This is a genomic window from Corallococcus sp. 4LFB (assembly GCF_046520365.1).
In the GTDB taxonomy this organism is placed as follows: Bacteria; Myxococcota; Myxococcia; order Myxococcales; family Myxococcaceae; genus Corallococcus; species Corallococcus caeni.
In genome coordinates this window covers 1-26,334 of sequence record NZ_JBKGHJ010000056.1, presented here as the reverse complement: position 1 = coordinate 26,334, position 26,334 = coordinate 1, and the positions used below count along the sequence as shown (strand labels likewise).

Here is a 26,334-nt window from a genome sequence, read left to right as displayed (position 1 = left end):
GCCCCCGGAACCCCCGCGGCCCCAGCGTGTCGCGCGTATCCCCCGGCTTGGAGCCAGGCGCGAACACGGGGCTCACCAGCGCCAGGTCCGCCCCCACCGCGGCTTCAGCCTCGCGCGCGTCGTGCACCGCCACGCTCACGAGCCGGCCCTCCGGCAGGAACGGGCGCACGTCGCGGGGCGAGGGGCCCGACGCCGGCAGGTGCAGGTGCGCGCCCACGAGCAGCGCGACATCCAGCCGCCCGTTCACGAACAGCGCCCGGCCCCGGCACACCTCCGCCAGAAGCCGCGCCTCCTCCAGGAACACCCGCCCGGAGGCCTCCGGATGACGGTGCTGCACGGCGACCTCCGGCCCCGCCTCCAGCGCCCGCTCCAGCGCGGTCAACAGCCGCGCCCGGGGCAGCCGCCAGTCCGTGATGACCACGAGGCGGGGCAGGGCGGGCACCGCTACTCCACGAGCCCTTCGATGGGGCTGGACGCGGAGCCATACGCCTTGCGCGGGATGCGCCCCGCCAGGAACGCGTCGCGGCCGGCCTCCACCGCCTTCTTCATCGCCACGGCCATGCGCACCGGATCCTTCGCGCCCGCGATGGCGGTGTTCATGAGCAGCGCGTCCACGCCCAGCTCCATCGCGATGGCCGCGTCGGAGGCCGTGCCCACGCCCGCGTCCACGATGACCGGCACCTTCACCACCTCGCGGATGAGCCGCAGGTTGTGCGGGTTGCGGATGCCCAGCCCGCTGCCGATGGGCGCCGCCAGCGGCATCACCGCCGCGCAGCCCGCGTCCTCCAGCTTGCGCGCCGTGATGGGGTCGTCGCTGGTGTAGGGCAGCACCGTGAAGCCCTCCTTCACCAGGATGCGCGCCGCCTTCACCGTCTCCTCGACGTCGGGGTAGAGCGTCTTCTCGTCGCCCAGCACCTCCAGCTTCACCCACTTGCTCATGCCCAGCTCTTCCGCCAGGCGGCACGTGCGCACCGCGTCCTCCGCCGTGTAGCAGAGCGCCGTGTTGGGCAGGAGGCGCATCTTGTTGCGGTCGATCCAGTTCATCAGCGACGCCTCGCCCGTCGCCTTCAAATCCAACCGCCGCACCGCCACCGTGACGAGCTGCGCGCCCGACGCTTCGTGGCACTGCTTCATCACCTCGTGGCTGGGGTACTTCCCCGTCCCGACGATGAGCCGCGAGGTGAACGTCACCCCCGCCAGCGTGAAAGGCTTGTCCGCGATGCCGCTCATGACCGTCTCCTCTCCAGGGCCTGCGCTCACCCGCCACCCACGAAGGTGACGATCTCCACCCGGTCCCCGTCCTGGAGCCGGTGCTCGGGGTGACGGGCGCGGCGCACCACCTCCGCGTTCACCTCCACCGCCACCCCCGGGCCGCTGCCCAACTCCAGCAGCGCCAGCAGGGACGAAAGGGTGCTGCCCTCCGGCAGCGTCCGCGCTTCTCCGTTGACCCACACGTTCACGGCCTCACGGCTCCTTCCGGCCCCCTTCGGACGGGACCCGCCGGTGCCAGTACAAGGGCGGTTCTGCCCTGTCAACGCACGGCCTCCCCCACGCAACAGCCCTGCTACAGCGCGCCAGGACGGATTTTTCGCGCCCGGATGCGTTTTGTTCCGCTTCCTCAGCAGGCAGGGGAACAGGCCCTGCCTCATGCGCAGCCTGCCCCTGCGCATGTCCCCCCGTGGCGACAAGCGCTGTTCAGGTACGGGGGCAGCGACCAGTTTCTGCCCAACGCCGGGGAACAAAAACCACCGGCTTCAGAACACACTCACAGGGAGCAGTCACATGCGGAAGCTCATGATTGCGGTCACGGCGGTGGCGGGGCTGACGATGGTCACCGGCTGCAAGCAGGATAACGTCCAGGAGCAGCGCGAGGACGTCGCCGAGGCCCGTCAGGAAGCGGCGCAGGAGACGGCGGAGGCCCGTCAGGACCTGGGGCAGGAGGTGGCGTCGGCGCGGGAAGACGCCAGCGAGGACGTCGCGGAGGCGCGCCAGGACGCGAACGACAAGATCGCCAGCGCCAACCAGGAGGTCCGCGAAGAGGAGAAGGACCTGGCGGAGGCCCGGGCCAACCGCAATGAGGACCTGGCCGAGGGCGGCTCCGGCATGGCCGGCACCGCCGCCGCCGCGACCACCGTCAACGGCCGCGTGCTGTCCACGTCCGGCGACACGCTGACGCTGGTGGACTCCAGCAGCAACAAGGAGCTGAAGATCAAGACCAACGACAAGACCGCCATGATGGACAACTCCAACCGCGCGGTGAAGCTGGACGACATCCAGGAAGGCTCGCAGGTGCGCGCCTCCTACGTGATGGACGGCAAGGACCTGGTCGCTCGCGACGTCACCCTGGTGGCGCCCGTGAAGAAGATGGACAAGTAATCCCCGCGCCTCACGCGCACCTGTCCTCCACGGACTGGGGAAATACTTGAAGGCGGCGGCTCCCACCCTCGCGGTGGGGGCCGTTTCCTTTTTAGTCGGGGAAACACCCGGTGGGGTCGGATGGGGATGTCTGACCCGGGTGGTAGGACGCGGGCGTGAGGACTTCCTCATGCCTTCCCACCCCGGGAAGGGCTTTTCCGAGTCAGGAGCGTCAGCCACGATGGCCACCCATCCCCCCGCGTATTCCGCGTCCCGGCCCTTCATCCTCTTCTCCACCGGGGCCACGTCCTATGAGCTGGTGCGCTACCTGGGGTCGCGCGCCGGAGGGGAGCTGCTGCTCGCCCGCCGGCACTACGCGCGCACGCCGGGCGGACTGGTGCTCATCAAGCGCCTGCGCGACGTGACGGATGACGTGGCGCGGGCGCGGCTGCGCGAGGAGGTGAAGCTGCTCATGCGGCTGTCCCACCCGGCCATCGCGCCGGTGTACCTGGTGCGGGTGCACGACGGGGCGCCCCACCTGGTGACGGAGTACGTGGACGGGCCGTGCCTGGAGACGCTGTCCAGCTTCGCGGCGCTGCGGCGGCGGCCCTTCTCGGAGGCGTTCGCCGCGTACGTGGGGGCGGAGGTGGCGGACGCGCTCCACCACGCCCATGCGCTGGAGGACGCGCGCGGCCTGCCCGTGGGGGTGGTGCACCGCGACGTCAGCCCCCGCTCCGTGCGCGTGGACGTGCACGGGCGGGCGCGGCTGTCGGACTTCGCGCTCGCGTGGTCGCGGTGCCCGGGCGCGTGGTGACGGAGCCGGGGCTCGTGCGCGGGGACGTGGCCTATGCCTCGCCGGAGGCGCTGGAGGGGCCAGCCGCTGGATGGCCGCGCGGACCTGTTCTCCCTGGGCATGGTGCTCCTGGAGCTGCTCACCGGCCTGCACCTGCTGGACCTGGAGGACGTGGAGCGCGCCGCGCAGCAGGCCCAGCCCCTGCCCGGGACGCGCGGGCTGTGCGCGGAGACGCCCAGCTGGCTCCCCGCGCCCCTGATGGCCGCGCGCATGGCGTGCCTGACGCCGACGCACGTGGAGCAGGCCACCCGGGACCTGTCGCCGGGCATGCGGGCGGTGCTCCAGCGGGCGCTCCAGCGCGACCGCGACCTGCGCTTCCAGACGGGCGCGGAGCTGCGGGACGCGCTCCGGGGCCTGCTGAGCGCTTCAGGACGGTCCTATGGCCCCGCTGAAGCGCTGCGCGAGGTGGCGGAGGTGCGCACCGACGCGCTCGTGGGTCCCCTGGGAGAGGCGGAGGCGGGGCTCCCGCTGGAGGACGACCTCTGGGACGGCTGCGACGACGACGGCGCGGACTGGACGTGAGCCCTCCTTCCGGACACCCCGGGGTGCTTGTCATCGCGGGAGGCCGTGGCGAAGACTGCTGGCATGGGTGACGTGAAGGAGCTGCACCGCCGCTGGTGCATCGCGGACGGGCACGCGGATTCGCTGATGTGGAACCGCGACCTGTGCGAGCGGTCGACGGAGGGGCACGTGGACTTCCCCCGCCTGCGCGAGGCGGGGGTGAAGCTGCAGTGCTTCACGCTGGTGACCCGGGGCTTCCCGTTCATTGGCGGCTTCCCGCTGTTCGCCGCGTGGCGCAAGTGGCCCCGCGAGGCGCGCGGCGGCGAGTGGTCCCGAGCGCTCTGGCAGATTGAAAGGCTGGACGCCTTCTGCGCCCGCTCCGGGGACACCGTGCGCGTCGCCACCACCGGGGCGGGGCTGGAGGACAACCTCGCGAACGGGCGGCTGTCGGCGGTGCTGGGCGTGGAGGGCGGCCACGCGATTGAAGGCCAGGTGGAGCGGCTCGCGGAGCTGCACCGGCGCGGCGTGCGCTTCATGGGGCTCACGCACCTGTCCAACAACGACCTGGGCGGGTCCTCCTTTCCCATGATGGGCAACCGGGGGCTGACGCCGCTGGGGCACCAGGTGATGGAGGAGATGGCCCGCCTGGGGCTGAGCGTGGACGTGGCGCACGCCTCCGAGCAGACGCTCACGGACCTCTTCGCGCACCCCACGGTGCGCTACTTCTGTTCGCACACCGGCGTGCGCGAGGCGGGCGGCGGCTGGCGCAACCTGTCCGACGCGGCGCTGCGCACCATCGCCCGGCGCGGCGGCGTGGTGGGCATCATCCTGGCGCCGGTGTACCTGGGCGGCGACACGTGGGACGACGTGGTCCGCCACGTGGAGCACGCGGTGGACGTGATGGGGGAGGAGGGGGTGGGCGTGGGCTCGGACTACGACGGCATGGTGGCGCTGCCCCGGGGCATGCGGGACGTGACGGACCTGCCCCGCCTCACGGAGGCGCTGCTCAAACGACACCCGGAGTCCTGGGTGGAACGTGTGATGGGTGGCAACTTCCGGCGTTACTTCCGCGAGACGCTAGGCGGCGGTTGACAGCGAAATACCTCTCGAAAAGAGTCCCCGGCACCCATGAACCGTCTCCCCCTCGCGCTCCTGTCCCTCGTCGGTCTCCTCCTCCTCTCCGGCTGTGGCGGGCCGGGCTCGGGCGACTCGTGTGACGGCGGCGACTACGTGTGCCAGGACGACGCGCAGGCGCTGGAGTGCCGCAACGGCACCTGGCGTCCGCTGGCGTGCCGGGGGCCGCTGGGGTGCCGCGAGCTGGCGGACAGCGTGCGGTGCGACACGTCCCTCAACCAGGAGAACGACGGGTGCGCCACGGACGCGGAGGGCAAGGGCGTGTGCAGCCCGGACAGCACCGCGCTCCTCACGTGCCAGCAGGGCGTGCTGGTGAAGACGGCGGCTTGCTCGTCGTGCGCCGTGCAGGACGGTCAGGCCGTCTGCCAGCCGTGACTTCAGCGCTCCGGTTCCCCGCTGGAGGAGGGCGGTGGCGAGCCGGGGGGCGGCGCGGGCAGGTAGCCGCCCGCGGCCATGCGCTTCGCGGACCGCTCGTACAGGGCCGGTGAGAGGCCCTGGACGCCGGTGCCGTCAATCCACCGGTTGTAGAAGTTGAACAGCGCGCAGACGGAGACCGCGTCGTAGACGGCCTCGTCCGTCCAGCCGGCCGCCTTCAGGCGCTCCACGTCCTCGCGGCGCACGTCTCCGGGCGCGTCGTTGAGTTGGTCCACGAAGGCGAACAGCGCCTTCTCGGCCTCCGGGATGGGGGCCGTCCTCACGTCGTCCAGCACCGCCTGGACGCGCTCCGTGCCGCCCAGCAGTTCCGCCGCGACCGCGGCGTGGGAGCCCGTTCAAAACACGCAGGCGTTGCGCCGCGACGTGTACGCGGCGATGAGCTCCCGCAGCCCGGCGGACAGCGGGGACGGGCCGCGCATCACCTCGTGGGTGAAGGCGGACAGCGCGTCCGTCATGCGCGGCTTGAACGCGAACAGGTGCCAGATGCCCGGCGGCGTCATGCCCCCGGCCCGGGCCATGGCGATCAGCTTCCCGTAGTGCCCGTCGGACGCGTGCGACTCGACGTCGGGCAGGTACATGGCTTCCGGGGCGGGGGACTTCCTCATCGCGCACTTCCCTGGCTTTGGACGGGGACGGCCATCAGGCCAGCGACGCGAGGAAGCTGTCCAGCACCGTGTTGAAGGCCTCCGGCTGTTCCTGGTTGGGCAGGTGCGCCGCGCCGGGGATGACCTCCAGCCGCGCGCCCTGCACCAGGTCCGCCATCTGCTTCGCCTTCGCCAGGGGCGTCACGGCGTCGTGCTCGCCCACCACGACGAGCGCGGGCCCCGCGTAGCGCGCGAGCAGGTCCTTGCTGTCCAGCCGCAGCCCCATGCCCCGCTGTGCGGCGGCGATGGACTCCGGCGACGCGGCCAGTCCCAGCGTCGTCACCTCGCGGCCCACGGGGGACTCCGGCCCCGCGTGGACCAGCTTGGGGACCAGCCCCTGGACGACGGACGCGGTGCCTTCCTTCAGCGCCTGCTGGGCGGTGGCCTCGCGCTTGTCCCGCCCGGCGGCGTCGTCCGCGGTGCACTGCGTGTCCGCCAGCACCAGCCCGCGCACCCGGCCCGGGTCCTCGCGCAGGAGCGCCAGGGCCGCGTAGCCACCCATGGACACGCCGCCCACCACCGCCGCGTCGATGTTCAGCGCGTCCAGCAGCGCGAGCGCGTCCTGCGCCAGCATCCGCATCTCCGTGGGGCCTTCGCCCCGCCGGCTCTGCCCGAAGCCGCGCAGGTCCGGCACGAGGAAGCGGTAGCGCCCGGACAGCGCGGCCACCTGCCGGTCGAACGCGGAGCCATCCAGCGGGAAGGCGTGCAGGAGCAGCACCGGCAGCCCCTGGCCCACGTCCCGGTAGTGCAGCGGAATCCCATTCACGGCGACCGTCAGCATGCGTCCTCCCCCCGGACCCCCGAGGCCGTCCGGGTGCGGCGTCAGATCCACTTCTTGTACTTGAACCAGCCCACCAGCCCCACGGGGAAGCCCACCATGGTCACCCACATGGCGGCGTACCAGCCCGGGTGCGTCAACTGTTCGAAGTTCTGCCCGAAGAACCCCACGATGAAGGACAGGGGCAGGAAGAGGGTGGCGAAGATGGTGAGCTGCTTGCTGATGTCGTTGGTGCGGTTGGCCACCATGGACAGGTAGCCGTCCATCACGTTGCCCACCACGTCGCGGCTGGAGTCGATCTGCTCGTACAGCCGGACGAGGTGGTCGTAGACGTCGCGGAAGTACAGCGTCGTCTTCTCCTGAATCTGCGGGATGCCCCGGCGCGACAGCATGCCCACCACGTCCCGCTGCGGGGACAGCACGCGGCGCAGCGTCACCAGCGCGCGCTTGAGCTGGAAGATGCGCTGGAGTTGCTCCGGCTCCGGCTGGGCGAAGATGGCGTCCTCCAGGTCGTCCAGCCGGTCGCTGAAGTCGTCCATGATGGGGAACTGCGCGTCCACGAGCGCGTCCGTGAGCATGTAGAGGATGACGTCCACGCCCCGGCCCAGCGTGCCGGCGGGGTCGTCCCGCACGCGCCGCACGACGGCCTCATGGCTGGGCAGCTTCAGCGCGTGCACGCTGATGAGCCAGTCCTGCGCGAGGAAGAAGTGCTGCTCGTGCAGCGTGAGCTCCGTGACGTCCGACCCGCAGCTGAAGCCCTGCATCACGATGAACTGGTGGTGCGGGTACTCCTCCAGCTTGGGCCGCTGGTCCAGGTGCAGGCAGTCCTCCACCGCCAGGCGGTGCAGCTGGAAGCGCTCGGCCAGCCGGCCCATCACCTCCGCGTTCGGCTCCAGGACGTCGATCCACTTGGGCCCCGGCCGGTCGAGCAGCTCCTCACCCCCCGAGACAGCCCTGCCGTCCTCCCAGAGACAGACCTGGATCATTTTCGTGGACTCCCCGGCCCACCTGTCGGGCCTGGGACGCTTGCTAGAACTCCCCGGACGCGATGTCGAGCGGTAGAGTGGGGGCAACGTGTCCGCTGCCGCCGAGAATCCCCCGCCGGCCTCCCTGACCCCGAGGCTCGAACAAATCCTCCAGTCGCTGCCCGACCGCGCCTTCGCGGCCCGGCTGCGCGCGGTGTATCTCGCCGCGGCCCAGGCCATCTCCCGGCTGAGCGACCTGGACCTGGTGAAGTACGAGACGCCCGTCGTCGACGCCAGCCCCGACCTGTCGCTCTGGGAGGAGATGGCGCCCGTCATCCGCGACACGGTGATGGACGTCAACGCGCTGCTCAACGTCATCCGGGAGCAGTTCCCCGGCGCGCCCCAGGCGTCCGCGTCCAGCAAGGGCCCCGGGGACGTGCCCGGCATGCTCCAGGAGGGCATGGCGAGGCTGGCCCAGAGCATCACCCAGCTGGGCGAGGCCATGCGCAACCCGTCCGTGGTGAGCGACCGCTGGCAGCTGCTGGCGGAGATCCAGCGCTTCCGGTCCGAATACCGCGAACAGATGAGCCAGCTCGTCTTCGAGTCCGCGAGCACCTTCGGCGAGGTGTCGCGCGCCCAGGTGGTGCCCGGCTACGAGGCGGAGGTGAAGGCGGCCGTCACCGTGCGCGCCATCACGTCCGACCTGTCGCGCATCGTCGCGGCGCGGCTCAACAAGGTGCGTGACGCGAAGCCGGAGGAGGTGCTGTGGAACGCGCAGCAGCTCCAGACGGAGCTGGACGCCTTCGGCCGCACCGCCGCGTACCGGAACCTGCGCGCGCAGGACAAGCGCCACATCGTCGAGGCCCGCGCGGAGATTGGCGCGCTCGCGCTCGAGTCCGCCCCGGAGCAGGCGCGGCTGCTGGCGGTGACGGAAGGGCTGGACGCGCTGGTGCGGAGCCTGTCCGCGGTGAACCAGCGCCAACTGCTCGTCCTCCACGACCGCGAGGTGTGGGCCGCGTGCGGCGTGCGCCTGGAGCGCGCGCTGTCCCAGTCGAAGAAGGACCCCGTCGCGTCCGCCAAGGCGCTGGCGGAGGCCGCGGCCAGCGCGCAGTCGCTCTATGGCCGGGACGCGACCATGGACGCGTTCCTGCGCAAGGCGCGCAAGCTGAAGCTCGCCACGCTCACGGGCCCGGAGCTGCTCTCCACCATCGAGTCCTTCCAGGCCCAGCTCGCGCAACTGGACGTGATGTGACGGCCGTCAGGGCGAAGGTCGCGGAGCCGCGCCCCCTGCGGCAGGCGGACCTGTCCGGCGTGCAGGGCGTCTTCACCGACGTGGACGGCACGCTGACGACGGGCCACAAGCTGCGCAGCCAGACGGTGCGCGCCCTGGAGCAGCTGTCCGCGTCCGGCCTGCGCGTGGTGCTGGTGAGCGGCCGGCCGGCGGGGTGGGGCGAGGCGTGGGCCCGGCAGCTCCCCGTGGACGGCGTCATCGTGGAGAACGGCGGGCTGTTCTTCCTCAAGGACGCCAGGGGGAAGCTGCGCAAGGTGTACCTGGAGCCGCCGGCCCGGCGCGTGGCGAACCGCCAGCGCCTGGAGAAGGAGGTCCAGCGCGTGCTCGCCCAGGTGCCCGGCGCGCGCCTGTCCGTGGACAGCCGCTACACGGAAGTGGACCTCGCCGTGGACTACAACGAGGAGGCCCGGCTGGGCGACGCGGGCGCGTCCCGCATCGAGTCGCTGCTGCGGGCGCGGGGCGTGACGGCGGTGCGTTCGTCCGTCCACGTCAACTGCTGGCTGGGCCGCTTCGACAAGCTCTCCGCGTCGCGGCGTTTCGCCAGGGTGGCGTGGGGCGAGAAGCTGGAGCCCGCGGACGGCCGGTACGTCTACGCGGGGGATTCTTTCAACGACGCTCCGATGTTCCAGGCGTTCAAGCTGGGCGTGGGCGTGGCCAACGTGCGCGCGGTGCTGGACCGCATTGAAGCGCCGCCGGCCTTCATCACCCGGGCGCCCGAGGGGCGGGGCTTCGAGGAGCTGGCGCGTGCCCTCCTCGCCCGCCGCCGGACGGTCCGCAGTCGAGGAGTTTCAACGTGAATGTCGTGAAGCTGGAGCTGGCCCGGGGCCTGGGGCGTCACCTGCGCGCGGGGCACCCGTGGGTGTTCCGCAAGGCCCTGGAGCACCTGCCGCGCATCCCCGCCGGCAGCGTGGTGGACCTGACGGAGAACGGGAAGTTCGTCGCGCGCGGGTACTACGACCCGCACTCGGCCATCGCGGTGCGCGTGCTCACGCGCGACTCGCGCGAGACGGTGGACGCGCGCTTCATCACCCAGCGCGTGCAGCGCGCCCTGGCCGCGCGCACGGCGCTCATCGACCTGAAGGACACGGACAGCTACCGCCTCATCCACGGCGAGGGCGACGGCCTGCCCGGCGTGGTGGTGGACCTGTACGCGGGCTGGGCGGTGATGAAGCTGTACTCCGCGGGCCTCACCCCCTACCGCCCCCTCATCGTGGAGGCGCTGAAGGCGGGCGTCCCGGGCCTCAAGGGCATCCTCGGCCGTGACGAGGTGGGGCGCGACGACGTGGAGGAGGACGACGGGCGCGGCAGCGGGAAGATGCTGTGGGGCGAGGAGGCCCCGGAGCTCATCCCCATCCGCGAGCGCGGCGCCATCTTCCTGGTGGACGCGTGGAAGGGGCAGAAGACGGGGTTCTTCCTGGATCAGCGGGAGAACCGCCACCTCATCCGCCGGCTGGGGCAGGGGAGGGACGTGCTCAACTGCTTCAGCTTCAGCGGCGGCTTCTCCGTGAACGCGGCGCTGGGCGGCGCCAACAGCGTCTTCTCCGTGGATCAGGACCCGGAGGCCATCGCCCTGGCGCGGGAGAACTTCACCCGCAACGGGCTGCCGGCGGCGAAGCACGACTTCCTGGCGGCGGACGTGTTCGCGCTCATCCAGTCGTTCAAGGAGGAGGGGCGCACGTTCGACCTCATCATCCTGGACCCGCCCGCGTTCGCGAAGAGCCAGCGCGCGGTGGAGGCGGCCGTGGACGGCTACGCGTCGCTCAACCGGCAGGCCCTGGCGCTCTTGCGTCCCGGCGGCCTGCTGGCCACCGCGTCGTGCTCCGCGCGCGTGACGGGGGACATGTTCATGGGCGCCGTGCGCGAGGCGGGCTTCAAGGCCGGCGTGGACCTGGCGCTGGTGGAGGAGCGCTACCAGCCGCCGGACCACCCCGTGCGCCTGCAGTTCCCGGAAGGGAAGTACCTCAAGTTCTACGTGATGCAGTCGGTGTAGCGGACCGCCCGGACCCGGGGCGCGCCTGTCATGAGGCGCGCCTCCAGGAGGCACGGGAGCCGCTCAGGTGCCGAAGACCTTGTGGGCCACGCGGTCCAGCACGTCCTTGCCCCAGACGACGCTGGCCTTGCCCAGCCGGTCCAGGTCGCGGGTGAACTCGCGGCCGTCCGGCACGACTTCGTAGGTGCGGGTCAGGAAGAGGCTGCCGCTGCCGGGCTCGAAGTCGACGTTGCCGCCGCCGGTGTCCGTGCCCTCCTCCTGCTGCTGCTGGAAGCCCTCGATGATGCCGGGCTTGGGCGGCTCACGGAACCGGTAGATGAGCGCGCTGCACTTGAGCGCGGGCGGGGACTCGACGTGCTCGAAGGCGTACTGGCCCTCGCCGTTGAGCATGCCGCCCAGTCCCTGTTCGTTGAGGCCTTCGCTGACGCCGGCGCCCTGGGACTGGAGGTACCACTTCACCAGTTGCCGGGCCGCGTCGCGCGTCATCGGTCCGCCCGCGGGCGGCGCCGGACGCGCCATGCCCATGGTGGACAGGAGCCACTGCAGCTTGCTGGTAAAGGAGCTGATCACTTCGCGGGGATGACGCGGTCCGCGACGCGGTTGAACACCTCGTCGCCCCACACGAGGCTGGCTTCCACGAGCCGGTCGACGTCTTCCTTGAACTGCTGCTCCGACGGCACCACGCCGTACGTGCGGCTCAGGAAGAGGGACTTGTTCTCGGTCTCGTAGTCCACCTTGCCGCCGCCGGCGTCCGTGCCCTTCTTCTCTTCGTCACGGAAGCCGTCGATGACGCCCGGCCGGGGCGCGTCGCGGAAGCGGTAGATGAGGGCGCTGCACTTCAGCGCCCCCGTGTCCTTCACATGCTCGAAGTAGACCTGTGCGTCGCCAAGCGCGGCGCCGCCAAATCCCTTCGCGTTCAGCCCGGAGGCCTGCGCATCGCCTCCGTGGGCCCGGATGAATGACTGCACCAGTCGCTGGGCTTCTTCGAGCGTCATACGTGCAGTCATACCAGCCCCGATTCCGGATGAGAACTAGCCGGCGCGGGCCTGGTCGAACGGGACGCGCTGGTTGAGGTACGTGTCGTTGATGTTGTGCGCGCCGGAGAAGATGCTCTTCTCGGAGAAGTAGCGGATCTTCGCGTCCTTGCCCGCGTGCTTGAGCAGGTCCAGGGGGCCCTTGCCGCTGGTGCCCAGACCGAAGAGGCCCGGCACGGGGTCCTTGTCGTTGACGTAGTGGACGTACTTGGGGCCGTCCGGGTAGGTCGCCGCCGCGGCGCCGAAGGTCTCCACGGAGACCTTGCCCAGCTTCTCCTGCACCTGCGCGGGGGACATCCCGTCTTCGATGCGCAGCCGCTTGGCCACGTCGTTCAGCGCGCGGCTGGTGATGAGGCCACCCTGGCTGTGCGCCATCAGGTGCACGTCACGGCCGGCCTTCAGCTCGTTGTAGAGCGAGTCCGCCAGCGTATCCACGGCCGGGTTCTTGCCCTTGTCCAGCTTGTCCGTGACGCACTGGCCCAGGTCCTTGAAGAAGCCCTCGGTGGAGTTGTGGATGCCGATGGTCTTCTGGCCCGTCTTGTCCGCGATGGCCTGCATCGTGGTCTCCTGGCCCGCCTTGTCCGTCATCATCCCGTTCACGTAGATGATGGTGCCGGGGTGCTTCACGCCGCCCGCGGGCTCGTAGGCCGGGATCTGGCTCAGCGGGGTGCTCGCGTCGAACGCCTGGCCGCCCTTGCCCATGATCTTGCCGTCATAGGCCTTGTCCTTCGCGCCCGCCGGGGCGGTGAACACGGCCGCGGGGGCCGCGGTGCGCACCGCGCTGTTCGTCGCGCGCGCGTCGAAGCCGTCCTTCACCGTGTTGGCCGGCTTCGCCGTGACCGGGGTGGCCGGCCTGGCCACGGGGGCAGGGGTGGTCGTCCCCGTCGTCGTGGTGCGCGCGATGTTGTTGTTGGAGGTGCGCCCGATGGTTCCCATGGCTTGAGGCTCCTGCGGTTTGCGGATTTTTGAAGGGGGAAGGGAAGGCTTGCTGCGTTGATCCATTCTCACCCGAAGCGCCGAAAAGTTGCGAGCAGGTGACGGAATGTGTGCAACGCGCTGCGTTGCAGGCATCTGGCCGGGGTGGGACGGGAGGGGGCGGTTAAGGTGGGGGCATGGTCCAGAAAGGTCAGTTCCTGGAGCGCTCCACGCTCATCCCCGTGGGCCCGGACGGCGCGGTGATGGAGGGCACGGTGCACCGGGGCCAGAAGTCGCCGCCGCTGCTCATCCTGCCGCCCCGGCCGGAGGAGGGGGGCGGGATGGATCACGTCGTGGCGGCGGAGGTGGCCTTCGCGGTGGCGCGGGCGGGCTTCCCCACCCTGCGCTTCAATCACCGGGGCGTGGGGGCCAGCCAGGGCGTCCGGGGCACCGGCGGGGCGCTGGTGGAGGACGCGGAGGCCGCGATGCGGGTGGCGCTGGAGAACGCGGGCACGTCCTCGCTCGCGGTGGCGTCGCTGCACGGCGGGGCCCGGGTGGCGCTGGCGCTCCAGGAGCGGCACCCGGCGGTGGGCGGACTGTGTCTGGTGGCGCCGGACGTGGACCCGCTGTCGCTCGTGAGACTTTCGTGTCCGCTGCTGGTGATTGTCGGGCGGAGGACACCGGGTGCCCGGGCGGCGCTGGCCGCCGCTGTCGCCGAGGCCGGGGGCGATTTAGAGGTCATCGACGATGCCGGGGCGACCTTCCATCGCAACCTTCCCCAGGTGGCCGGGCGGCGGCGGCGTGGCTCCAGCGGCTGGCGGGCGGGTAGGGCGGGGGCGTGCAAACCGTTGGACTTCTTCACGTTTCTTCATCCCCGGCGCCTTGCACGGCCGGCCGGGGGGCGGACAGACTGAAGAGGCAGACCCAATCGTCCCGCCGTGCGTTCGTAGTGGGTCTTCGAGGCGTCTTCGTTCAAGGAGTGTCCCGATGCGGATGAGGCGATGGAACGTGGTTCTCGCGGCGCTGGCCCTGTCGGCCTCGGCGTGTGCTTCCGCGTCGCGGGAGCCGGAGGCCCCGGCCGGGCAGGACCTGGCGGCCGCGGAGGCGGAGGTGGCCCAGGCGGTGGCGCAGGGCTCGGATGACGTGGTGTCCGGCGCCATCGTGGTGGACTTCAAGGACGGCACCACGAAGGAACAGTTCGACGCCTGGGAGCAGGCGTGGGGCGTGGACCTGGAGTTCAACTCCCTGGAGGGCCCCGAGACGGGCGTCACGCTGGCGGTGGGCGTGGACGACGTGGAGGACGTGCTCCAGCGCATCCGCCAGAACCCGGCGGTGGAGTCCGCCGAGCCGCTGATGCAGCTTCGCACCAGCTACACGCCGAACGACCCCCGGTACGAAGCCCAGTGGAACCTCCGGATGATCGACATGCCGAAGGCCTGGGACGGCAACCGGGGCAAGGGCGTGGTGGTGGCGGTCATCGACACGGGCATCGCCTACGAGGACCACGACGACTTCAAGCAGGTGCCGGACCTGAAGGGCGTGTCGTTCGTGAAGGGCTATGACTTCGTCAACGACGACGAGCACGCCAACGACGACCACGGCCACGGCACGCACGTGGCGGGCACCATCGCGCAGGCCACCAACAACGGCGAGGGCGTGGCGGGCGTGGCGTTCGACGCGACGTTGATGCCCCTCAAGGTGCTGAACCACTTCGGCAGCGGCACCTCCGCGGACATCGCGGACGCCATCCGCTTCGCGGCGGACCACGACGCGAAGGTCATCAACATGTCGCTGGGCGGGGGCCTGTACTCGCAGGTCATGGCCAGCGCGGTGGACTACGCGCGCAAGAAGGGCGTCACCGTGGTGGCCGCGGCGGGCAACACCGGGCGCGGCCGGGTGGAGTTCCCCGCGGCGTACCCGGGCGCGGTGGCGGTGAGCGCGGTGGGCCCGTCCGGCACGCGCGCGCCGTACTCATCCTACGGCAGGGAGCTGGACATCGCGGCGCCCGGGGGTGACAAGCGCCAGGGCGACTCCGGCGGCATCCTGCAGAACACCATCGACCCGCGCGACCCGTCGCGCTCCATCTACGCCTGGTACCAGGGCACCAGCATGGCCGCCCCGCACGTGGCCGCCGTCGCCGCCATGCTCTACGGCGCGGGCGCCACCACGCCGGACGAGGTGGAGCAGGCGCTCTACGCCGGCGCGAAGGCGACGGAGAACCAGGCCTGGTCGGAGGAGTACGGCCACGGCGTCCTCAACGCCAGCGCGTCGCTGCAGGCCTTCAACAAGGGCGCCGCTCCCCGGTGGCAGCCGCTGGCCTGGGCCGCGGCGCTGCTCGCGCTGGTGCTGCTCACGCTGCGCGGCCGCGAGCGTCCGGGCTACCTCAACGTGTTCTTCCGCCCGGCGTTCCTCGTGCCGCTGGTCCTCTCCACGGTGGGCTTCTTCTTCCTGCGCACGTGGTTCGCGGGCGCGGCGGGCGCGGCCCAGGACGTGGTGAGCGTGGCGTCGCTGCCATCCCGGACTGGCAGCGCATCATCTTCGGCCGCGGCACGGTGAACCCGCTGTTCTACAGCGCGCTCATCCCCCTGGTGCTGTCGCTGCCGGCCATCGCGTGGCGGGGCTTCCGGCCGGCGGTGGGCGGCCTGGCGTTGGGCTTCGCGGGCTTCCTGGCCTACGCGGCGTGGGTGGGCGCTCCGGCGCTGGCGTGGATGCCCTTCACCTTCCTGGCGAAGCCGTGGCTGGGCTTCAACACGGTGGTGTGCCTCGTCATCGCTCGCGCGATGCTCAAGCGGGAGGACGCATGAAGCTCTCCGGCACGGTGCGGTACCAGGACCTGGAGGGCGGCGTGTGGGTCCTGAAGGCCGACGACGGCCGGACGTACCAGCTGGCGGGCGGCGACCGGAAGATCAAGAAGGACGGTCAGCGCATCTCCGCCGAGGGCGACCTCCAGCGCGACGCCGTCACCGCCGCCATGGTGGGGCCGGTGTTCCACGTCACCTCGTACACGGCGGACTGAAGGGCGCCCGGGGTGAGCGCCCCTCGGGGGCCTCACCCCGCGAGGGCCCGCCGCGCCGACGGCCGCTCCGTCACGGCCTTCTGGAGGTGGCGGGCCAGGCGGGAGATGCCCACGTCGATCTGCTCCGGCGTGAGGTAGCTGCACGACAGCCGCAGCTCGTGCTCGCCGCCTTCGCCCAGGTAGAAGTAGCGCATGGGCGTCCAGAGCACCTGGAAGTCGCGCGCGGATTCCTCCAGCAGCGCCTCGTCCGCTTCGATGGGGAGCTTCATGACGAGGAAGAAGCCCCCGTCCGGCACGTTCCACGTCACGTCGCGCGCCCAGGCCTCGCTCCGGGGGAAGTAGCGCTCCAGCGCCTGGAGCGTCGCGTCCATGTTGTCCTTGTAGAAGCGGATGGCCGCCTGGTTCGCCTCCAGGAGCCCGCCGTCGTTGAGCACCAGCATGCCGCCCACGATGGCCTGGCACAGCGACGACGTGTTCACGGTCAGCAGGCTCTTGATCTTGGAGAACGCGTCCGCGAGCAGCTGCGTCTTGCCGTCCTGGCCCGTGACGCGTTGATCCACCACGGCGTAGCCCAGGCGCAGGCCGGGGAACGCGGACTTGGAGAACGAGCCCAGGTAGATGACCTGCTGGTGCTCATCCATCGACTTGAGGGTGGGCTTGCGCGAGCCCTCGCGCGAGAAGAAGCCGTAGGGGTTGTCCTCCAGGATGAGGAACTGCTCGCGCGCGGCGAGCTCCAGCAGGCGCTGGCGTGACGCCTCCGGGAGGCTGCGGCCGGACGGGTTGGCGAAGTCCGCCACGAGGTAGAGCGCGCGGGGCCGCTTGCCCTCCGCGCGCAGCGCCAGGACCTTCGCCTCGAGCGCGTCCAGGTCCAGCCCGTCCTCGCGCTCCGGCACCGGGGCCACCGTGATGTCCAGCAGCCGCGCCGCGCCGGTGATGCCGATGTAGCAGGGCAGGCCCACCAGCAGCACGTCCTCCGGCTGGGAGAACAGCGCGCGCAGGGAGAGGAACATGCCCTCCTGGCAACCGACGGTGACGACGATGGACTCCGGCGCCACGCGGATGCCCTCGTCCTTCTCCAGCATCCGCGCGAGCAGCTCTCCGATGTGGCCGTTGGTCCGGCCGTACTGGAACAGGAGGCTGGTGACCTTCGCCTCGCTGAGGCCCCGCTCCTCGCGCAGGTAGCGCTGGTAGGCGTCCAGGTACGTGGCGATCTGCCGGGCGTCGTAGAACTTCTCGTTCGGCCTGCCGGGCGCGAAGGAGATCGCCGCCGGGAAGCGGATCGCGATCTCGTTCAGGAAGTTCATCACGTCCAGGAGCGGATCGGCCAGCGAAGCGTGCAGATGGTCGGGGGTGAGCATGGCGGGCGGGGACGATAGAAGGCCCTGGCCCACCAGTGCCAGGGCCCCCCGGGAATCGCCGTCCTTCGCCCCTCAGCGGCGGGGCTTGCCCTTGCCGGGGCCATGTGCCTCCGACTGCCGGAGCCGCTCCTCCTCGTAGGCCTCCATGGGCACGTCGCCCCGGCGCGCGGCGGCGCGAAGCTGTCGCAGGGCCTTGCGCTCGGCCTGGAGCGCCGGAGCCGCGTCCTTGCCCAGCGGCTCCACCGGGTGCTGGACGTCGTAGACGCTCAGCGACACGCCGCGCCCATCCAGCAGCCCCAGGGCCACCAGGGACAGCGTGGCCACCGTCACCCAGGGCAGCAGCTGCACGGCGAAGAGGGGCACGGGCTTCGTGGCGCGCACCGCGGCGTCATCGGGCAGGGTTCCGCGTCCCCAGACCGAGGGGAAGTGCCGGGACGCGGCGCGCAGGCCCAGCAGCGCCGTCCACCCCACGAGCGCCAGCCCCAGCACGGCGCGCCAGTCCGTCACGTCGTCCGCCGCCCCGTCCTTCGCGAGCCCCGAGTGCGTGGCGACGAGGAACAGCACCGACGACACGATGTTGTTGGCCGCGTGCGCCGCGATGCCCGGCCACAGCGAGCCGGTGCGCAGGAAGAGCCAGCCGAACAGCAGCCCCAGCTCCGCCCGCGCGAGGAAGCCCACCGGATCCAGGTGGAACGCGCTGAACACCACCGACGTGATGATCAACGCCCGCCACGGCGAGGCCGGAGCGGGCGGCGTCAGGGCCCGCTGGAAGAGGCCGCGGAAGAAGATCTCCTCGCACAGCGGCGCGGCCACGGACACGCCGCCCAGCAGCAGCGCCAGCTCCACCGGCGTCTGGCCCTCGAAGAGGCGCGAGGCGTCGAACAGCTCGCGCAGCCACGCGGGGGCCACCCGCTGCGCGAGGAACTGCACGGGCACCACCACGGCGAAGAAGTTGGCCACGCCCAGCAGGAAGCCGAACAGCGCGGCAGGGCCCAGGAAGGGCGTGAGGCCCACGTACGCGGCGGGCCGGTACCCCGAGCGGCGCAGCATGATCCACGCGAGGCCCAGGAAGAGGAACACCTCCGTGAACCACACGCCGAAGGCGGGGTTGAGCAGCTGCGTCAGCGCCCCCAGCGTCACGAAGAGGCCGAAGGCCAGGGCCGCGGCGAGCACGGGGTGGGGCGGCGACAGCGGCGCGGGGGCCTCCGCCGGCCGCGGGTCGCTGGAAGGGGAGGCTTCGTCCACCGTGTCGTCTCCTGCCCCCCTGTCCGCCAGGCGGAAGAGGGGTGGGGTGCCGCGTTCGCTTCGAGGCGCTGGGGGCCGCGCTGCTTTCAGGCCCGGTGGAGATAGCCGCGGATCTGCTCCGCGAGCGGGTTCTTCCGGGGCAGCTCCGCCGCCGCGGCCGGGTCGCCCAGCCGCAGCTTCTTGTCCTCTTCCACGAGGATGCGCTGATCCAACAGGTACTCCACCGCGTTCTCCAGCGTCGTCTTCGCCAGCGACTCGGCGGCGGTGATGCGGCCGGCGTTGTACTCGCCGCGCCCCGTCTCCAGCGCCAGCTTGACGAACGTCTTGCGGTCGGTGGCCACGCCCGCGGCCACGTCCGGCAACGTCATGGCGGCCAGCAAGTAGGCCTCCAGGAAGTCGCGCAGCAGGTCCGCGAGGAACTCCAGGTCCGGCTGCGCGTGGGCCTCCGGCGCGCGCGTGAGCGTGTCGCCCTCCTGGATGACCAGGCCCATGCGCACGAGCCGGTCCAGGCACTCGGCGAAGATGGTGTCGAACGACGCGCCCACCCGGTAGATGAACTCCACCTTGAAGAGGCGCGACAGGAACAGCGCGCGGGCCTTCACGGTGTCGTACGGCGCGGGCGTGCCCGCGAGCAGCGCGTTGGCCACCAGGCTGCGGGCGGCCACCAGGTTCATCAGCGTGTTCTTGTAGAAGGACATCTCCGGGCGGCGCGCGTCCTCCACCTGGTAGCTGACCTCGCCGCGCGCCTCCTGCGTGCGCACCATCTCGTCGGAGATGAACTCGCGCATCGCGTCCTGGATGGGGCCCAGCGTCTCCGGGTTGCTGGGCGCGTTGGCCAGCTCGTGCGACAGCCGCGCGCCGTCCTCGAAGGCGATGCGGCGCAAGAGGCTGATCCGGTCCGTGAGCTCCCGCTGGGTGAGGCCGCGCCGGCGGTGGGCCAGCAGCGACGCGCTCACCAGCGCGTGCGGCGTGACGGTGGACACCTTGCTGATGCCGTACATCACGCGGTTGCCCAGTGCGCGCACCAGGCCCTTCTTCTGCTCGTCCGTCACCGGCTCCTGCGGCGACAGGCCGCGCGCCTTCATGAACTCCACCAGCGACAGCGGCTCGTCGAAGGTGAGGTGGATGCGGCCGTAGCGCGCCGCCAGCACCTTGGGCGTGCTCAAGAGGGCCTTCAGGTCCTCCGGCTTCTTCTCCCCTCCGGCCAGCTCCTTGGAGTAGCTGCCGGACTCCACCACCTTCTCGTAGTCGATGGAGACGGGCACGAAGTAGAGGTCGTTGCGCGCGCCGTCCAGCACCGCCTCCACCTGCCACGTGAGCATGCCCAGCTTGGGCGTGAGCAGCTTGCCCGTGCGCGAGCGTCCGCCCTCGGGGAAGAACTCCTGGTGGATGCCGTCGTGCACCAGCTTCTTGATGTACGCCTTGAAGGACGCGGCGTAGACCTTGTCGCCCTTGAACGACCGGCGCAGGAAGAACGCGCCGCAGCGGCGGAACAGCGGGCCCAGCGGCCAGAAGGACAGGTTCGCGCCCGCGGCGACCAGCGGCGCGGTGTAGCCCCGGTTCCAGAGCACCCAGCTCATCACCAGGTAGTCCACGTGGCTCTTGTGGCTGGGGCAGAGCACCACCGGCGCCTTGCCCGCGGCCTTGAGCGCGCGGTGCAGGCCCGCCTCGTCCACGCCGATGCCGTCGTAGATGCGGTTGAACACCCACTCCAGCATCGGCGCGATGAGCGCCAGCACGGACGGGTTGGGCCTGGCCGCGATGGCCTCCAGGTTGCGCTTCGCCTCGCGCTGCACGCTCGCGGGCTTGCGGCCCGTGGCGGCGGCGTGCTCGTCCAGCACCTTGCGCAGCTGCCGGTCGCGCAGCGTCTCCTCGATGAGCCGGTCCGTCGGCTTCTGCGGCGGGCCGAACACCGCGCGCGTCTCACGCGCCAGGTACACGTGCAGCGTGCTGCGCACCTTGCGCGCCAGCACCTCGTCGCTGACGCCCGGGTTCTCCTCGATGAAGCGGCGCAGGTCGATGGGCTCTCCCACGCGGAACTGCGCGCGCTTGTAGTTGCGGAAGAAGGCCACCATGGAGTGCACGAAGCCCGGCGCCTCGGGGCTTCCGAACACCACGTCGCGCCAGCCCGGCTTGAGCTTCGCGGCGCGCTTCTCCCAGACGAACAGCTCCGGCACCAGGAACACCGGCCGCTCGGAGCCGCGCGCCAGCCGGACCAGCTCGGGGAAGGGGTCCTCGCGCGTCTCCTTGCCAGAGGCGTGCAGGAGCGCCGTGCGGCGCAGGAACACCAGGCCGCTGCCGCCCTGCTCGCGGGCGTAGCGGAAGCGCTCCTCCACCGCGCCGTCCTGCGCCGTCTGGCGCCAGGGCTTGGTGAACCACGGACGCAGGTTCACCACCGCGCGGATGGGCGGCATGGCCCGGCGGACCATGGCCCACGCGAGGTAGAGGAAGTTGATCCACGCCGTGGTGCGCATGACGTGCACCACGAAGCCCCGGGCGCTGAGCGCGCGCAGCTCGTTCTCGGCCTCGGGGGGGAAGTGCACCCCGTCGAAGTACCGTGCCCCGAGCACCCGGGACATGGGACCGAATTCCTCCTTCAAGGCCTCTCCTTGCGTCGCGGTCTGCACCAGCGCGGTGTCCATCGCAGCCCCCCAGGCTACATGTTTTCCGGCGTCGGGATGCCCAGCAAGGTGAGCCCCGCCGCCAGCGTGATGCGCGTCGCGTCCGTGAGCGCCAGCCGGGCCGCGCGCATCGCGTCATTCCCCTCCACGAGGATGCGCTTGTCGCGGTCCTTGTTGCCGGCCGTGTAGTAGCGGCTGTACGCCGCCGCCACGTCCAGGAGCAGCCGCGCCACCAGGCTGGGCTCGTACTGCTCCGCCGCCGCCTTCACCGTGTCCGGCAGCCGCATCAGCTCGCGCACCAGGGCCTGCTCCTCCGGGAGCGTGAGCAGCGCCGGGTCATACGCCGTGGGCACGCCGCCGCCCTTGCGCAGCACGTTCGCGCTCCGGGCGTGCGCGTACTGGAGATAGGGCCCCGTGTGCCCCTCCAGGCTCGTCACCTCGTCCCAGTCGAACGTGTAGTCGCTGGCGCGGTTGTGCTTCAGGTCGCCGAAGACGATGGCGCCCAGGCCGATCTGCTCCGACAGCGCGTCCGCGTCCGCCGTCTCCAGGTTGCCCTGCGCGACGTTCTCCTTCACGCGCTGGAGCACGCGCTCCTTCGCCTCGTCCAGCACCTGATCCAGCTCCACCACCTGGCCCTTGCGCGTGCTCATGCCGTGGATGCGGCCGAACGGCACGTGCACGCACTTGTCCGCCCACGGCTGCCCCATCTCCTTCAGGGTGCGGAACACCTGGCGGAAGTGCAGCGCCTGGTCCTGCGCGACGACGTAGAGCGACTTGTCGAAGTTGAAGCGCGCGTAGCGGTCCTCGGCGGCGGCCAGGTCGCGCGTGGCGTAGAGCGTGCTGCCGTCGTTCTTCTTGAGGAGCACGGGCGGCTCGCCGTCCGCGTAGGGCATGTCCACGATGATGGCGCCCTGGGACTCCTTCGTGCCGGGCTTCTTCGCGATCTGCTCGATGACCGCGTCCATCTTGCCCTGGTAGCGGCTCTCGCCCTCGATGTGCTCGAAGTCGATGCCCATGCGCGCGTAGACGCGCTTGAAGCCCTTGAGGCTCGTCTCCCGGAACTGGTTCCAGAGCTTCATCGCCTCCGGCTCGCCCGCCTCCATGCGGCGGAAGAACTCGCGGGCCTTCTCGTCGAAGGCGGGGTCCTCGCCGGCGCGCTTGTTGGCCTGCACGTACACCTGGACCAGGTGCGCCATGTCCTCCCGGAGCTCCTCCTTGCCGAACTCCTGGAAGCCCACGGCCACCAGGCCGAACTGCTTGCCCCAGTCACCCAGGTAGTTGATGCCCTCCACGCGCCAGCCCAGCGCGCGGTACAGGTTCGCGATGCAGTGGCCCAGGAACGTGGTGCGGATGTGGTGGAAGCCAATGGGCTTGGCGATGTTGGGCGACGAGTAGTCGATGACCACCGTCTTGCCCTTGCCGTCCTCCGCGTCGCTGCCGTAGGCCACGCCCGCCAGGCGCACGCCGTCGATGACCTCCTGGGTGAAGGGGAGGGGGAGGAAGCGCGCGTTGACGTACGGGCCCACGGCCTTCACCTCCAGGCCCGGGACCTGGAGCGTCTGCGCGAGCTGCGCGGCGATGGCGGGGGGCGCCTTCTTCTGCGCCTTGGCGAGGGGGAAGGTGGCGAAGCTCAGGTCGCCGTGCGCGGGGTCCGCGGGCTTGACCTGGGGCTCGATGTCGGCGGCGGGGACACCCAGGGCCGCGGCCAGGGCCTGGGCGAACGCTGCGCGGTAGCGGCTATAGACGGAAGTGCTCATGGACCGCGCGGATACTACCCAAGGCGGGGCGCCTTCCAGCCACCTCTTCTGTGGGGAAGGCGCCGGAGCGTCGTTCAGGTCACGGCGGGGCCGCGGCTCTTGGGGCGCACCACCGAGGCCACGGTGTCCAGCAGCTTGGGCAGCTTCAGCGGCTTCTCGAAGTACCCGTCGATGCGGTCCGGCCCTTCACCCGAGGTGAGGGACGCGACGTCGCTCGCGCCGGAGATGATGTAGACGACCACGTCCGACAGCGACTCCGTGGTGCGGATGTAGTGCAGCACGGAGCGTCCGTCCTCCCCGGACAGCCGCAGGTCCAGCAGCACCATGGCCGGCCGGATGTGGGACAGGATGGAGCGCGCCTCGGCGGCGCCGGACGTGGCCATCACCCGGTAGCCCTCCTGCTCCAGCACCTGCTCCAGCACCTCGCGGCAGTCCACGTCGTCCTCCACCAGGAGGATGCCGCCCGCCTTGGGCGCGGCCTGGTTCACGTCCGGGACGCTCACGGCGCTCGCGAACAGGGGCAGGACCATCTGGAACGTGCTCCCCTCGCCCAGCACGCTGGACGCGTCCACGCGGCCGCCGTGCAGCGCGACGATCTTGGCGACGAGCGGCAGGCCCAGGCCCGCGCCCGGCGGACGGGGCATGCCCGGCTGCGCGCGGTAGAACGAGTCGAACACGTGCTCCAGCGCCTCGGCCGTCATGCCCTGGCCGGAGTCCTTCACGGTGAGGATGCCCAGGCCCTCGCTGGACGACACGCTCACCTCGACGACGTCGTCCGTCTCGCTGTGGTGGATGCCGTTCTCCACGAGGTTGTGGATGGCCTCGGAGATGCGCTCGCGGTCGCCGCGGACGAACACCTCCGGGCAGGGGGGAATCACCACGCGCACGCGGCTGTGCTCCGCGACGGCGCCCAGCCCGCGCACCACCTCTTCCGCCACGGCCTTGAGGCCGAAGGGGCGCTGGTTGAGCTGCATCTTCCCGGACGACAGCCGGGACATCAGCACCAGGTCGTTCACCTGCTGGAGCAGCCGGTCCGCGTTGCGGTCGCAGATCTGCACCGCGCGGCGCTGACCGTCCGTCAGCGCGCCCAGCTTCTCCCGGCCCAGCATGGCCAGGTAGGCCTTGATGGTGGTGAGCGGGTTCTTCAAGTCGTGGGACACGTTGCCGAGCAGCTCCTCGCGGTTCTGCTCCAGGCTCTTGAGGCCCGCGATGGCAGTCTGCAGGTCCTTGTTGCGCCGGGCGCTGTCGTCGCGCAGCCGGGCCACCTCGTAGGCGGCGGTGAGCTGCGACGCCAGCGACTGCATCAGGACGTCGGACGCCTTGCGGCGCGCGCCCAGCACCACCAGCACGCCCGTCACGCCCTGCGGCCCTTCCAGGGGCACGGCGACGGTGTCGTCCTCGCGCAGGAGCACCTTGTCGGTGAAGCACCGGCCCACCACGCCCTCGCCCGGGACGGCGGCGGTGACGCGCTCGTCGTAGCGTCCGCGCACGTGCTCCACGTGCAGCTGGTTGCGCGACGGGAAGTGGCGCGCGACGTAGCAGACCTTGGGCTTGAGCAGCGTGTGGAGCGTCTGCAGCTGCGCGCGCAGGGCCTCCGTGGGGCCCGCGTTGTCGGTGAGCTGCCGGCCCATCTCCAGCAACGCCTGGGCGGCGGTGTCGGTGTCCACGGGCGGAGGCGGCTTGGCCGTCCGCTTCGGGGGAGCCTTCTTCGCGGTGGTGGCGGGGCGCAGCTGGACCACCTCTGCGAGCTGCGGACCCTTCTTCTTCGATGGCACGCGTGAATCCTGCTTCATGTCACGCGTGGGAGGGAACCTCACCGGAGCCCGGCGCCTTCCACCAACGCCGAGCGTGTCAGGTGTCCGACAGCCTCCCCGCCCCGCCGTCCGGGCCTACATCCCGGGGACGGCCGGGCGCCTGCTCACGGGCGGCGCTGGACGCGGCCGTCCTTGTCCAGGCTGTAGGGCTCCACGAGGGCGGCCTGCACCTTCTCCTGGTAGCCCTGCACGCCGAAGCCGCTCTCCGCCAGGGCCGCCAGCGCCACGGTCTGCACGCGGCGCGCGGTGTCCTCGGAGGTGAGCAGCTGGAGCAGGGGCTCGCGTGCCGGCTCGTACTTCAGGGGCCCCAGGACGTTGATGGCGGCGATCTTCACGTCGTCGGACATGTCCTCCAGGAAGGGGAGGACGGCCGGGGCCACGCGCGGGTCCTGCTTGCCCAGCACGTGGTGGAGCAGCACGACCTTCTTCTCCGGGTCGCGCGTGTAGCGGGAGGACAGGTGCTGGAGCGTGTCGGCGATGACGCCCATGAGCGCGTCCTCGGAGAGCAGCTCCTGGAGGATGCGCAGCGCCCAGGACGTGGCCTGATCGCTCGTCTTGAGGAAGGCGCTCACCGGCGCGACGGCGTCCTGGCCGAAGTGCTTGATGAGCTCGAAGGTGTGCTCCTTCTCGTCCGCGTCGGTGGTGAGCGGGTCCACGGTGACGGTGAACCGGCTGAGCAGCACCGTGACGGCCTCGGGGTACTTCATCTCCCCCAGCTGCTGCAGGGCCTTCTGCCGCGTGGACGGCTCCCCGTACTTCTGGGTCACCTTGGACTTGAGCTTGAGGGCTTTTTCGGGGCCCGAGCCGCCCGTGAGGAAATCGAAGAGACCCATAGGTACGTACCCGCTCCGGATTCGGAAGGTGGAGGCGCCATGTAGGACGGTGCGCCTTCCAGGACAAGAGGCAAGACGACTACAACGAAAGCTCCCGGCGCACGTCGCCCCGGTAGGCCCGCGCCAGCGTCTCCGCGGCGGCCCGGACCTCGTCCGTGGCCTCCTCGGGGACCTTCACCTGGAGCAGCAGGTACATGTCGCCCGGGGTACCTCCCCGGAGTGACGGGACGCCGCGCCCCTTGAGGCGCATCTTCCGGCCGGATTGCGAACCCGCCGGAACCTTCAGCGTGACCTCGCCCTGGAACGTGGGCACGCGCACCTCGCCGCCCAGCAGGGCCTCGGACACCGTCACCGGCAGGTCCAGGTAGAGGTCGTCGCCCTCGCGGCGGACCAGCGGGTGCTCGGCCACCTCCGTCTCGATGTAGAGGTCCCCCGGAGGCCCCCCCTGGAGGCCCGCCGCGCCCTGGCCCGCAAGCCGCACCTTGGAGCCGGTGACGACGCCCGCCGGAATCTTCACCGTCAGCCGGGTCGTCTCCTCCTTGATGCCGCTGCCGCCGCACTGCGAGCAGGGCTCTGGGGCCTTCCCGCTGCCGCGGCAGGTGGGGCACACGCCGGACCCGCCGAACATGGCGCCGCCCCGGCGCGCCCGGCCCGTGCCGTTGCACGTGGGGCACGTCACGAGCTTCCCCGTGTTGCCCTCTCCGTGGCACTTGGCGCAGCGGCCCGGGCGCTGGAGGGACAGGGTGCGCTCGGTGCCGGTGACGGCCTCCGCGAGGGACACCTGCACGCGGGTCG

At 71.1% G+C, this 26,334-nt stretch carries 27 protein-coding genes and 1 pseudogene; 11 read left to right on the top strand and 17 right to left on the bottom strand.

Annotated features, from left to right (window positions below; translation table 11 throughout):
- The 3 genes from ACLEQD_RS09105 to thiS all read right to left on the bottom strand — a co-directional run.
- Positions 1 to 442, bottom strand: a 442-nt coding sequence (locus ACLEQD_RS09105; RefSeq protein WP_410383114.1) for a thiamine phosphate synthase, incomplete at its 3' end; no start/stop codon positions are given.
- A 2-nt stretch (positions 443 to 444) separates the two neighbouring features.
- Positions 445 to 1,230 (bottom strand): thiazole synthase, encoded by a 786-nt coding sequence (locus ACLEQD_RS09100; protein WP_410383113.1) that lies wholly within the window; start codon positions 1,228 to 1,230, stop codon positions 445 to 447.
- A gap of 26 nt (positions 1,231 to 1,256) precedes the next feature.
- Positions 1,257 to 1,460 carry a sulfur carrier protein ThiS gene (thiS, locus tag ACLEQD_RS09095; protein WP_120530083.1) on the bottom strand — a complete coding sequence of 68 codons (204 nt, stop codon included), beginning with the start codon at positions 1,458 to 1,460 and terminating at the stop codon, positions 1,257 to 1,259.
- A 334-nt stretch (positions 1,461 to 1,794) separates the two neighbouring features.
- Here thiS and ACLEQD_RS09090 point away from each other — a divergent pair, with 334 nt between their 5' ends.
- The 5 genes from ACLEQD_RS09090 (at position 1,795) to ACLEQD_RS09070 (ending at position 5,218) form a co-directional block, all read left to right on the top strand.
- Positions 1,795 to 2,376, top strand: coding sequence for a hypothetical protein (locus ACLEQD_RS09090; protein ID WP_410383112.1), 582 nt, complete (start codon positions 1,795 to 1,797; stop codon positions 2,374 to 2,376).
- Between the two features lie 220 nt (positions 2,377 to 2,596).
- A complete protein-coding gene (locus ACLEQD_RS09085) occupies positions 2,597 to 3,169 on the top strand; it encodes a protein kinase (RefSeq protein WP_410383111.1) in 573 nt (190 codons plus the stop codon).
- 33 nt (positions 3,170 to 3,202) lie between these two features.
- On the top strand, positions 3,203 to 3,730 hold the full coding sequence (locus tag ACLEQD_RS09080) for a hypothetical protein (RefSeq protein WP_410383110.1): 528 nt from the start codon (positions 3,203 to 3,205) through the stop codon (positions 3,728 to 3,730).
- A 63-nt stretch (positions 3,731 to 3,793) separates the two neighbouring features.
- A complete protein-coding gene (locus ACLEQD_RS09075; protein ID WP_410383115.1) occupies positions 3,794 to 4,801 on the top strand; it encodes a dipeptidase in 1,008 nt (335 codons plus the stop codon).
- A gap of 36 nt (positions 4,802 to 4,837) precedes the next feature.
- Positions 4,838 to 5,218 carry a hypothetical protein gene (locus ACLEQD_RS09070; protein WP_410383109.1) on the top strand — a complete coding sequence of 127 codons (381 nt, stop codon included), beginning with the start codon at positions 4,838 to 4,840 and terminating at the stop codon, positions 5,216 to 5,218.
- 2 nt (positions 5,219 to 5,220) lie between these two features.
- Here ACLEQD_RS09070 and ACLEQD_RS09065 read toward each other — a convergent pair whose 3' ends face one another.
- Genes ACLEQD_RS09065 through ACLEQD_RS09050 form a run of 4 tightly spaced genes read right to left on the bottom strand, consistent with a single transcriptional unit; the run spans position 5,221 to position 7,686 of the window.
- On the bottom strand, positions 5,221 to 5,553 hold the full coding sequence (locus ACLEQD_RS09065; protein ID WP_410383108.1) for a carboxymuconolactone decarboxylase family protein: 333 nt from the start codon (positions 5,551 to 5,553) through the stop codon (positions 5,221 to 5,223).
- Between the two features lie 60 nt (positions 5,554 to 5,613).
- Positions 5,614 to 5,883: a peroxidase gene (locus ACLEQD_RS09060; RefSeq protein ID WP_410383107.1), complete on the bottom strand. Its 270-nt coding sequence runs from the start codon at positions 5,881 to 5,883 to the stop codon at positions 5,614 to 5,616.
- Positions 5,884 to 5,917: 34 nt separating this feature from the next.
- Positions 5,918 to 6,703 carry an alpha/beta fold hydrolase gene (locus tag ACLEQD_RS09055; protein ID WP_410383105.1) on the bottom strand — a complete coding sequence of 262 codons (786 nt, stop codon included), beginning with the start codon at positions 6,701 to 6,703 and terminating at the stop codon, positions 5,918 to 5,920.
- Positions 6,704 to 6,744: 41 nt separating this feature from the next.
- Complete coding sequence (locus tag ACLEQD_RS09050) at positions 6,745 to 7,686, bottom strand: magnesium transporter CorA family protein (RefSeq protein WP_410383104.1); 942 nt, start codon at positions 7,684 to 7,686, stop codon at positions 6,745 to 6,747.
- Positions 7,687 to 7,774: 88 nt separating this feature from the next.
- On the opposite strand from ACLEQD_RS09050, the gene ACLEQD_RS09045 reads away from it, so the two are divergent.
- Genes ACLEQD_RS09045 through ACLEQD_RS09035 form a run of 3 tightly spaced genes read left to right on the top strand, consistent with a single transcriptional unit; the run spans position 7,775 to position 10,946 of the window.
- Positions 7,775 to 8,917: a hypothetical protein gene (locus ACLEQD_RS09045; protein ID WP_410383103.1), complete on the top strand. Its 1,143-nt coding sequence runs from the start codon at positions 7,775 to 7,777 to the stop codon at positions 8,915 to 8,917.
- Positions 8,914 to 9,753 (top strand): HAD-IIB family hydrolase, encoded by an 840-nt coding sequence (locus tag ACLEQD_RS09040; RefSeq protein ID WP_410383102.1) that lies wholly within the window; start codon positions 8,914 to 8,916, stop codon positions 9,751 to 9,753. The genes ACLEQD_RS09045 and ACLEQD_RS09040 overlap by 4 nt, the downstream gene beginning before the upstream one ends.
- Positions 9,750 to 10,946: a class I SAM-dependent rRNA methyltransferase gene (locus ACLEQD_RS09035; protein ID WP_410383101.1), complete on the top strand. Its 1,197-nt coding sequence runs from the start codon at positions 9,750 to 9,752 to the stop codon at positions 10,944 to 10,946. Before ACLEQD_RS09040 ends, ACLEQD_RS09035 begins: the two co-directional genes overlap by 4 nt.
- A 63-nt stretch (positions 10,947 to 11,009) precedes the next feature.
- Here the strand turns inward: ACLEQD_RS09035 and ACLEQD_RS09030 are convergent, their stop codons facing one another.
- From ACLEQD_RS09030 to ACLEQD_RS09020, 3 genes are read right to left on the bottom strand one after another with little or no spacing between them, the layout of a single operon-like run.
- On the bottom strand, positions 11,010 to 11,516 hold the full coding sequence (locus ACLEQD_RS09030) for a hypothetical protein (RefSeq protein ID WP_410383100.1): 507 nt from the start codon (positions 11,514 to 11,516) through the stop codon (positions 11,010 to 11,012).
- Complete coding sequence (locus ACLEQD_RS09025; protein WP_410383099.1) at positions 11,513 to 11,941, bottom strand: hypothetical protein; 429 nt, start codon at positions 11,939 to 11,941, stop codon at positions 11,513 to 11,515. The genes ACLEQD_RS09030 and ACLEQD_RS09025 overlap by 4 nt, the downstream gene beginning before the upstream one ends.
- A gap of 36 nt (positions 11,942 to 11,977) precedes the next feature.
- Positions 11,978 to 12,916 carry a hypothetical protein gene (locus tag ACLEQD_RS09020; RefSeq protein WP_410383098.1) on the bottom strand — a complete coding sequence of 313 codons (939 nt, stop codon included), beginning with the start codon at positions 12,914 to 12,916 and terminating at the stop codon, positions 11,978 to 11,980.
- 176 nt (positions 12,917 to 13,092) lie between these two features.
- On the opposite strand from ACLEQD_RS09020, the gene ACLEQD_RS09015 reads away from it, so the two are divergent.
- The 3 genes and pseudogenes from ACLEQD_RS09015 (at position 13,093) to ACLEQD_RS09005 (ending at position 15,911) form a co-directional block, all read left to right on the top strand.
- Complete coding sequence (locus tag ACLEQD_RS09015) at positions 13,093 to 13,809, top strand: serine aminopeptidase domain-containing protein (RefSeq protein ID WP_410383097.1); 717 nt, start codon at positions 13,093 to 13,095, stop codon at positions 13,807 to 13,809.
- Positions 13,810 to 13,882: 73 nt separating this feature from the next.
- A pseudogene (locus ACLEQD_RS09010) lies at positions 13,883 to 15,699 on the top strand (S8 family serine peptidase).
- Positions 15,696 to 15,911 carry a DUF5818 domain-containing protein gene (locus tag ACLEQD_RS09005; RefSeq protein WP_410383096.1) on the top strand — a complete coding sequence of 72 codons (216 nt, stop codon included), beginning with the start codon at positions 15,696 to 15,698 and terminating at the stop codon, positions 15,909 to 15,911. The pseudogene ACLEQD_RS09010 and the gene ACLEQD_RS09005 overlap by 4 nt, the downstream one beginning before the upstream one ends.
- 32 nt (positions 15,912 to 15,943) lie before the next feature.
- Here ACLEQD_RS09005 and ACLEQD_RS09000 read toward each other — a convergent pair whose 3' ends face one another.
- The 7 genes from ACLEQD_RS09000 to ACLEQD_RS08970 form a co-directional block, all read right to left on the bottom strand.
- Positions 15,944 to 17,269 (bottom strand): PLP-dependent aminotransferase family protein, encoded by a 1,326-nt coding sequence (locus ACLEQD_RS09000; RefSeq protein WP_410383095.1) that lies wholly within the window; start codon positions 17,267 to 17,269, stop codon positions 15,944 to 15,946.
- 72 nt (positions 17,270 to 17,341) lie between these two features.
- Positions 17,342 to 18,514, bottom strand: a complete 1,173-nt coding sequence (locus ACLEQD_RS08995; RefSeq protein ID WP_410383094.1) for a type II CAAX prenyl endopeptidase Rce1 family protein — start codon at positions 18,512 to 18,514, stop codon at positions 17,342 to 17,344.
- Between the two features lie 86 nt (positions 18,515 to 18,600).
- The gene (locus ACLEQD_RS08990; protein ID WP_410383093.1) at positions 18,601 to 21,156 is read right to left on the bottom strand and encodes a 1-acyl-sn-glycerol-3-phosphate acyltransferase; all 2,556 of its coding nucleotides are present in this window, start codon (positions 21,154 to 21,156) and stop codon (positions 18,601 to 18,603) included.
- A gap of 14 nt (positions 21,157 to 21,170) precedes the next feature.
- A complete protein-coding gene (gene argS, locus ACLEQD_RS08985; RefSeq protein ID WP_410383092.1) occupies positions 21,171 to 22,892 on the bottom strand; it encodes an arginine--tRNA ligase in 1,722 nt (573 codons plus the stop codon).
- Between the two features lie 74 nt (positions 22,893 to 22,966).
- Positions 22,967 to 24,667: an ATP-binding protein gene (locus ACLEQD_RS08980; protein ID WP_410383091.1), complete on the bottom strand. Its 1,701-nt coding sequence runs from the start codon at positions 24,665 to 24,667 to the stop codon at positions 22,967 to 22,969.
- 143 nt (positions 24,668 to 24,810) lie between these two features.
- Positions 24,811 to 25,539, bottom strand: coding sequence for a HEAT repeat domain-containing protein (locus tag ACLEQD_RS08975; protein WP_410383090.1), 729 nt, complete (start codon positions 25,537 to 25,539; stop codon positions 24,811 to 24,813).
- Between the two features lie 79 nt (positions 25,540 to 25,618).
- On the bottom strand, positions 25,619 to 26,334 hold a 716-nt coding region (locus ACLEQD_RS08970; RefSeq protein ID WP_410383089.1), incomplete at its 5' end, for a DnaJ C-terminal domain-containing protein.

Coding starts and splice junctions, on each gene's coding strand:
- ACLEQD_RS09100 (WP_410383113.1), bottom strand. CDS start 1,230: ATGAGCGGCATCGCGGACAAGCCTTTCACGCTGGCGGGGGTGACGTTC.
- ACLEQD_RS09000 (WP_410383095.1), bottom strand. CDS start 17,269: ATGCTCACCCCCGACCATCTGCACGCTTCGCTGGCCGATCCGCTCCTG.
- ACLEQD_RS08975 (WP_410383090.1), bottom strand. CDS start 25,539: ATGGGTCTCTTCGATTTCCTCACGGGCGGCTCGGGCCCCGAAAAAGCC.
- argS (WP_410383092.1), bottom strand. CDS start 22,892: ATGAGCACTTCCGTCTATAGCCGCTACCGCGCAGCGTTCGCCCAGGCC.
- ACLEQD_RS09050 (WP_410383104.1), bottom strand. CDS start 7,686: ATGATCCAGGTCTGTCTCTGGGAGGACGGCAGGGCTGTCTCGGGGGGT.
- ACLEQD_RS09090 (WP_410383112.1), top strand. CDS start 1,795: ATGATTGCGGTCACGGCGGTGGCGGGGCTGACGATGGTCACCGGCTGC.
- ACLEQD_RS09085 (WP_410383111.1), top strand. CDS start 2,597: ATGGCCACCCATCCCCCCGCGTATTCCGCGTCCCGGCCCTTCATCCTC.
- ACLEQD_RS08990 (WP_410383093.1), bottom strand. CDS start 21,156: ATGGACACCGCGCTGGTGCAGACCGCGACGCAAGGAGAGGCCTTGAAG.
- ACLEQD_RS09005 (WP_410383096.1), top strand. CDS start 15,696: ATGAAGCTCTCCGGCACGGTGCGGTACCAGGACCTGGAGGGCGGCGTG.
- ACLEQD_RS09060 (WP_410383107.1), bottom strand. CDS start 5,883: ATGAGGAAGTCCCCCGCCCCGGAAGCCATGTACCTGCCCGACGTCGAG.
- ACLEQD_RS09020 (WP_410383098.1), bottom strand. CDS start 12,916: ATGGGAACCATCGGGCGCACCTCCAACAACAACATCGCGCGCACCACG.
- ACLEQD_RS09075 (WP_410383115.1), top strand. CDS start 3,794: ATGGGTGACGTGAAGGAGCTGCACCGCCGCTGGTGCATCGCGGACGGG.
- ACLEQD_RS09025 (WP_410383099.1), bottom strand. CDS start 11,941: ATGACGCTCGAAGAAGCCCAGCGACTGGTGCAGTCATTCATCCGGGCC.
- ACLEQD_RS09015 (WP_410383097.1), top strand. CDS start 13,093: ATGGTCCAGAAAGGTCAGTTCCTGGAGCGCTCCACGCTCATCCCCGTG.
- ACLEQD_RS09070 (WP_410383109.1), top strand. CDS start 4,838: ATGAACCGTCTCCCCCTCGCGCTCCTGTCCCTCGTCGGTCTCCTCCTC.
- ACLEQD_RS09055 (WP_410383105.1), bottom strand. CDS start 6,703: ATGCTGACGGTCGCCGTGAATGGGATTCCGCTGCACTACCGGGACGTG.
- ACLEQD_RS09080 (WP_410383110.1), top strand. CDS start 3,203: ATGCCTCGCCGGAGGCGCTGGAGGGGCCAGCCGCTGGATGGCCGCGCG.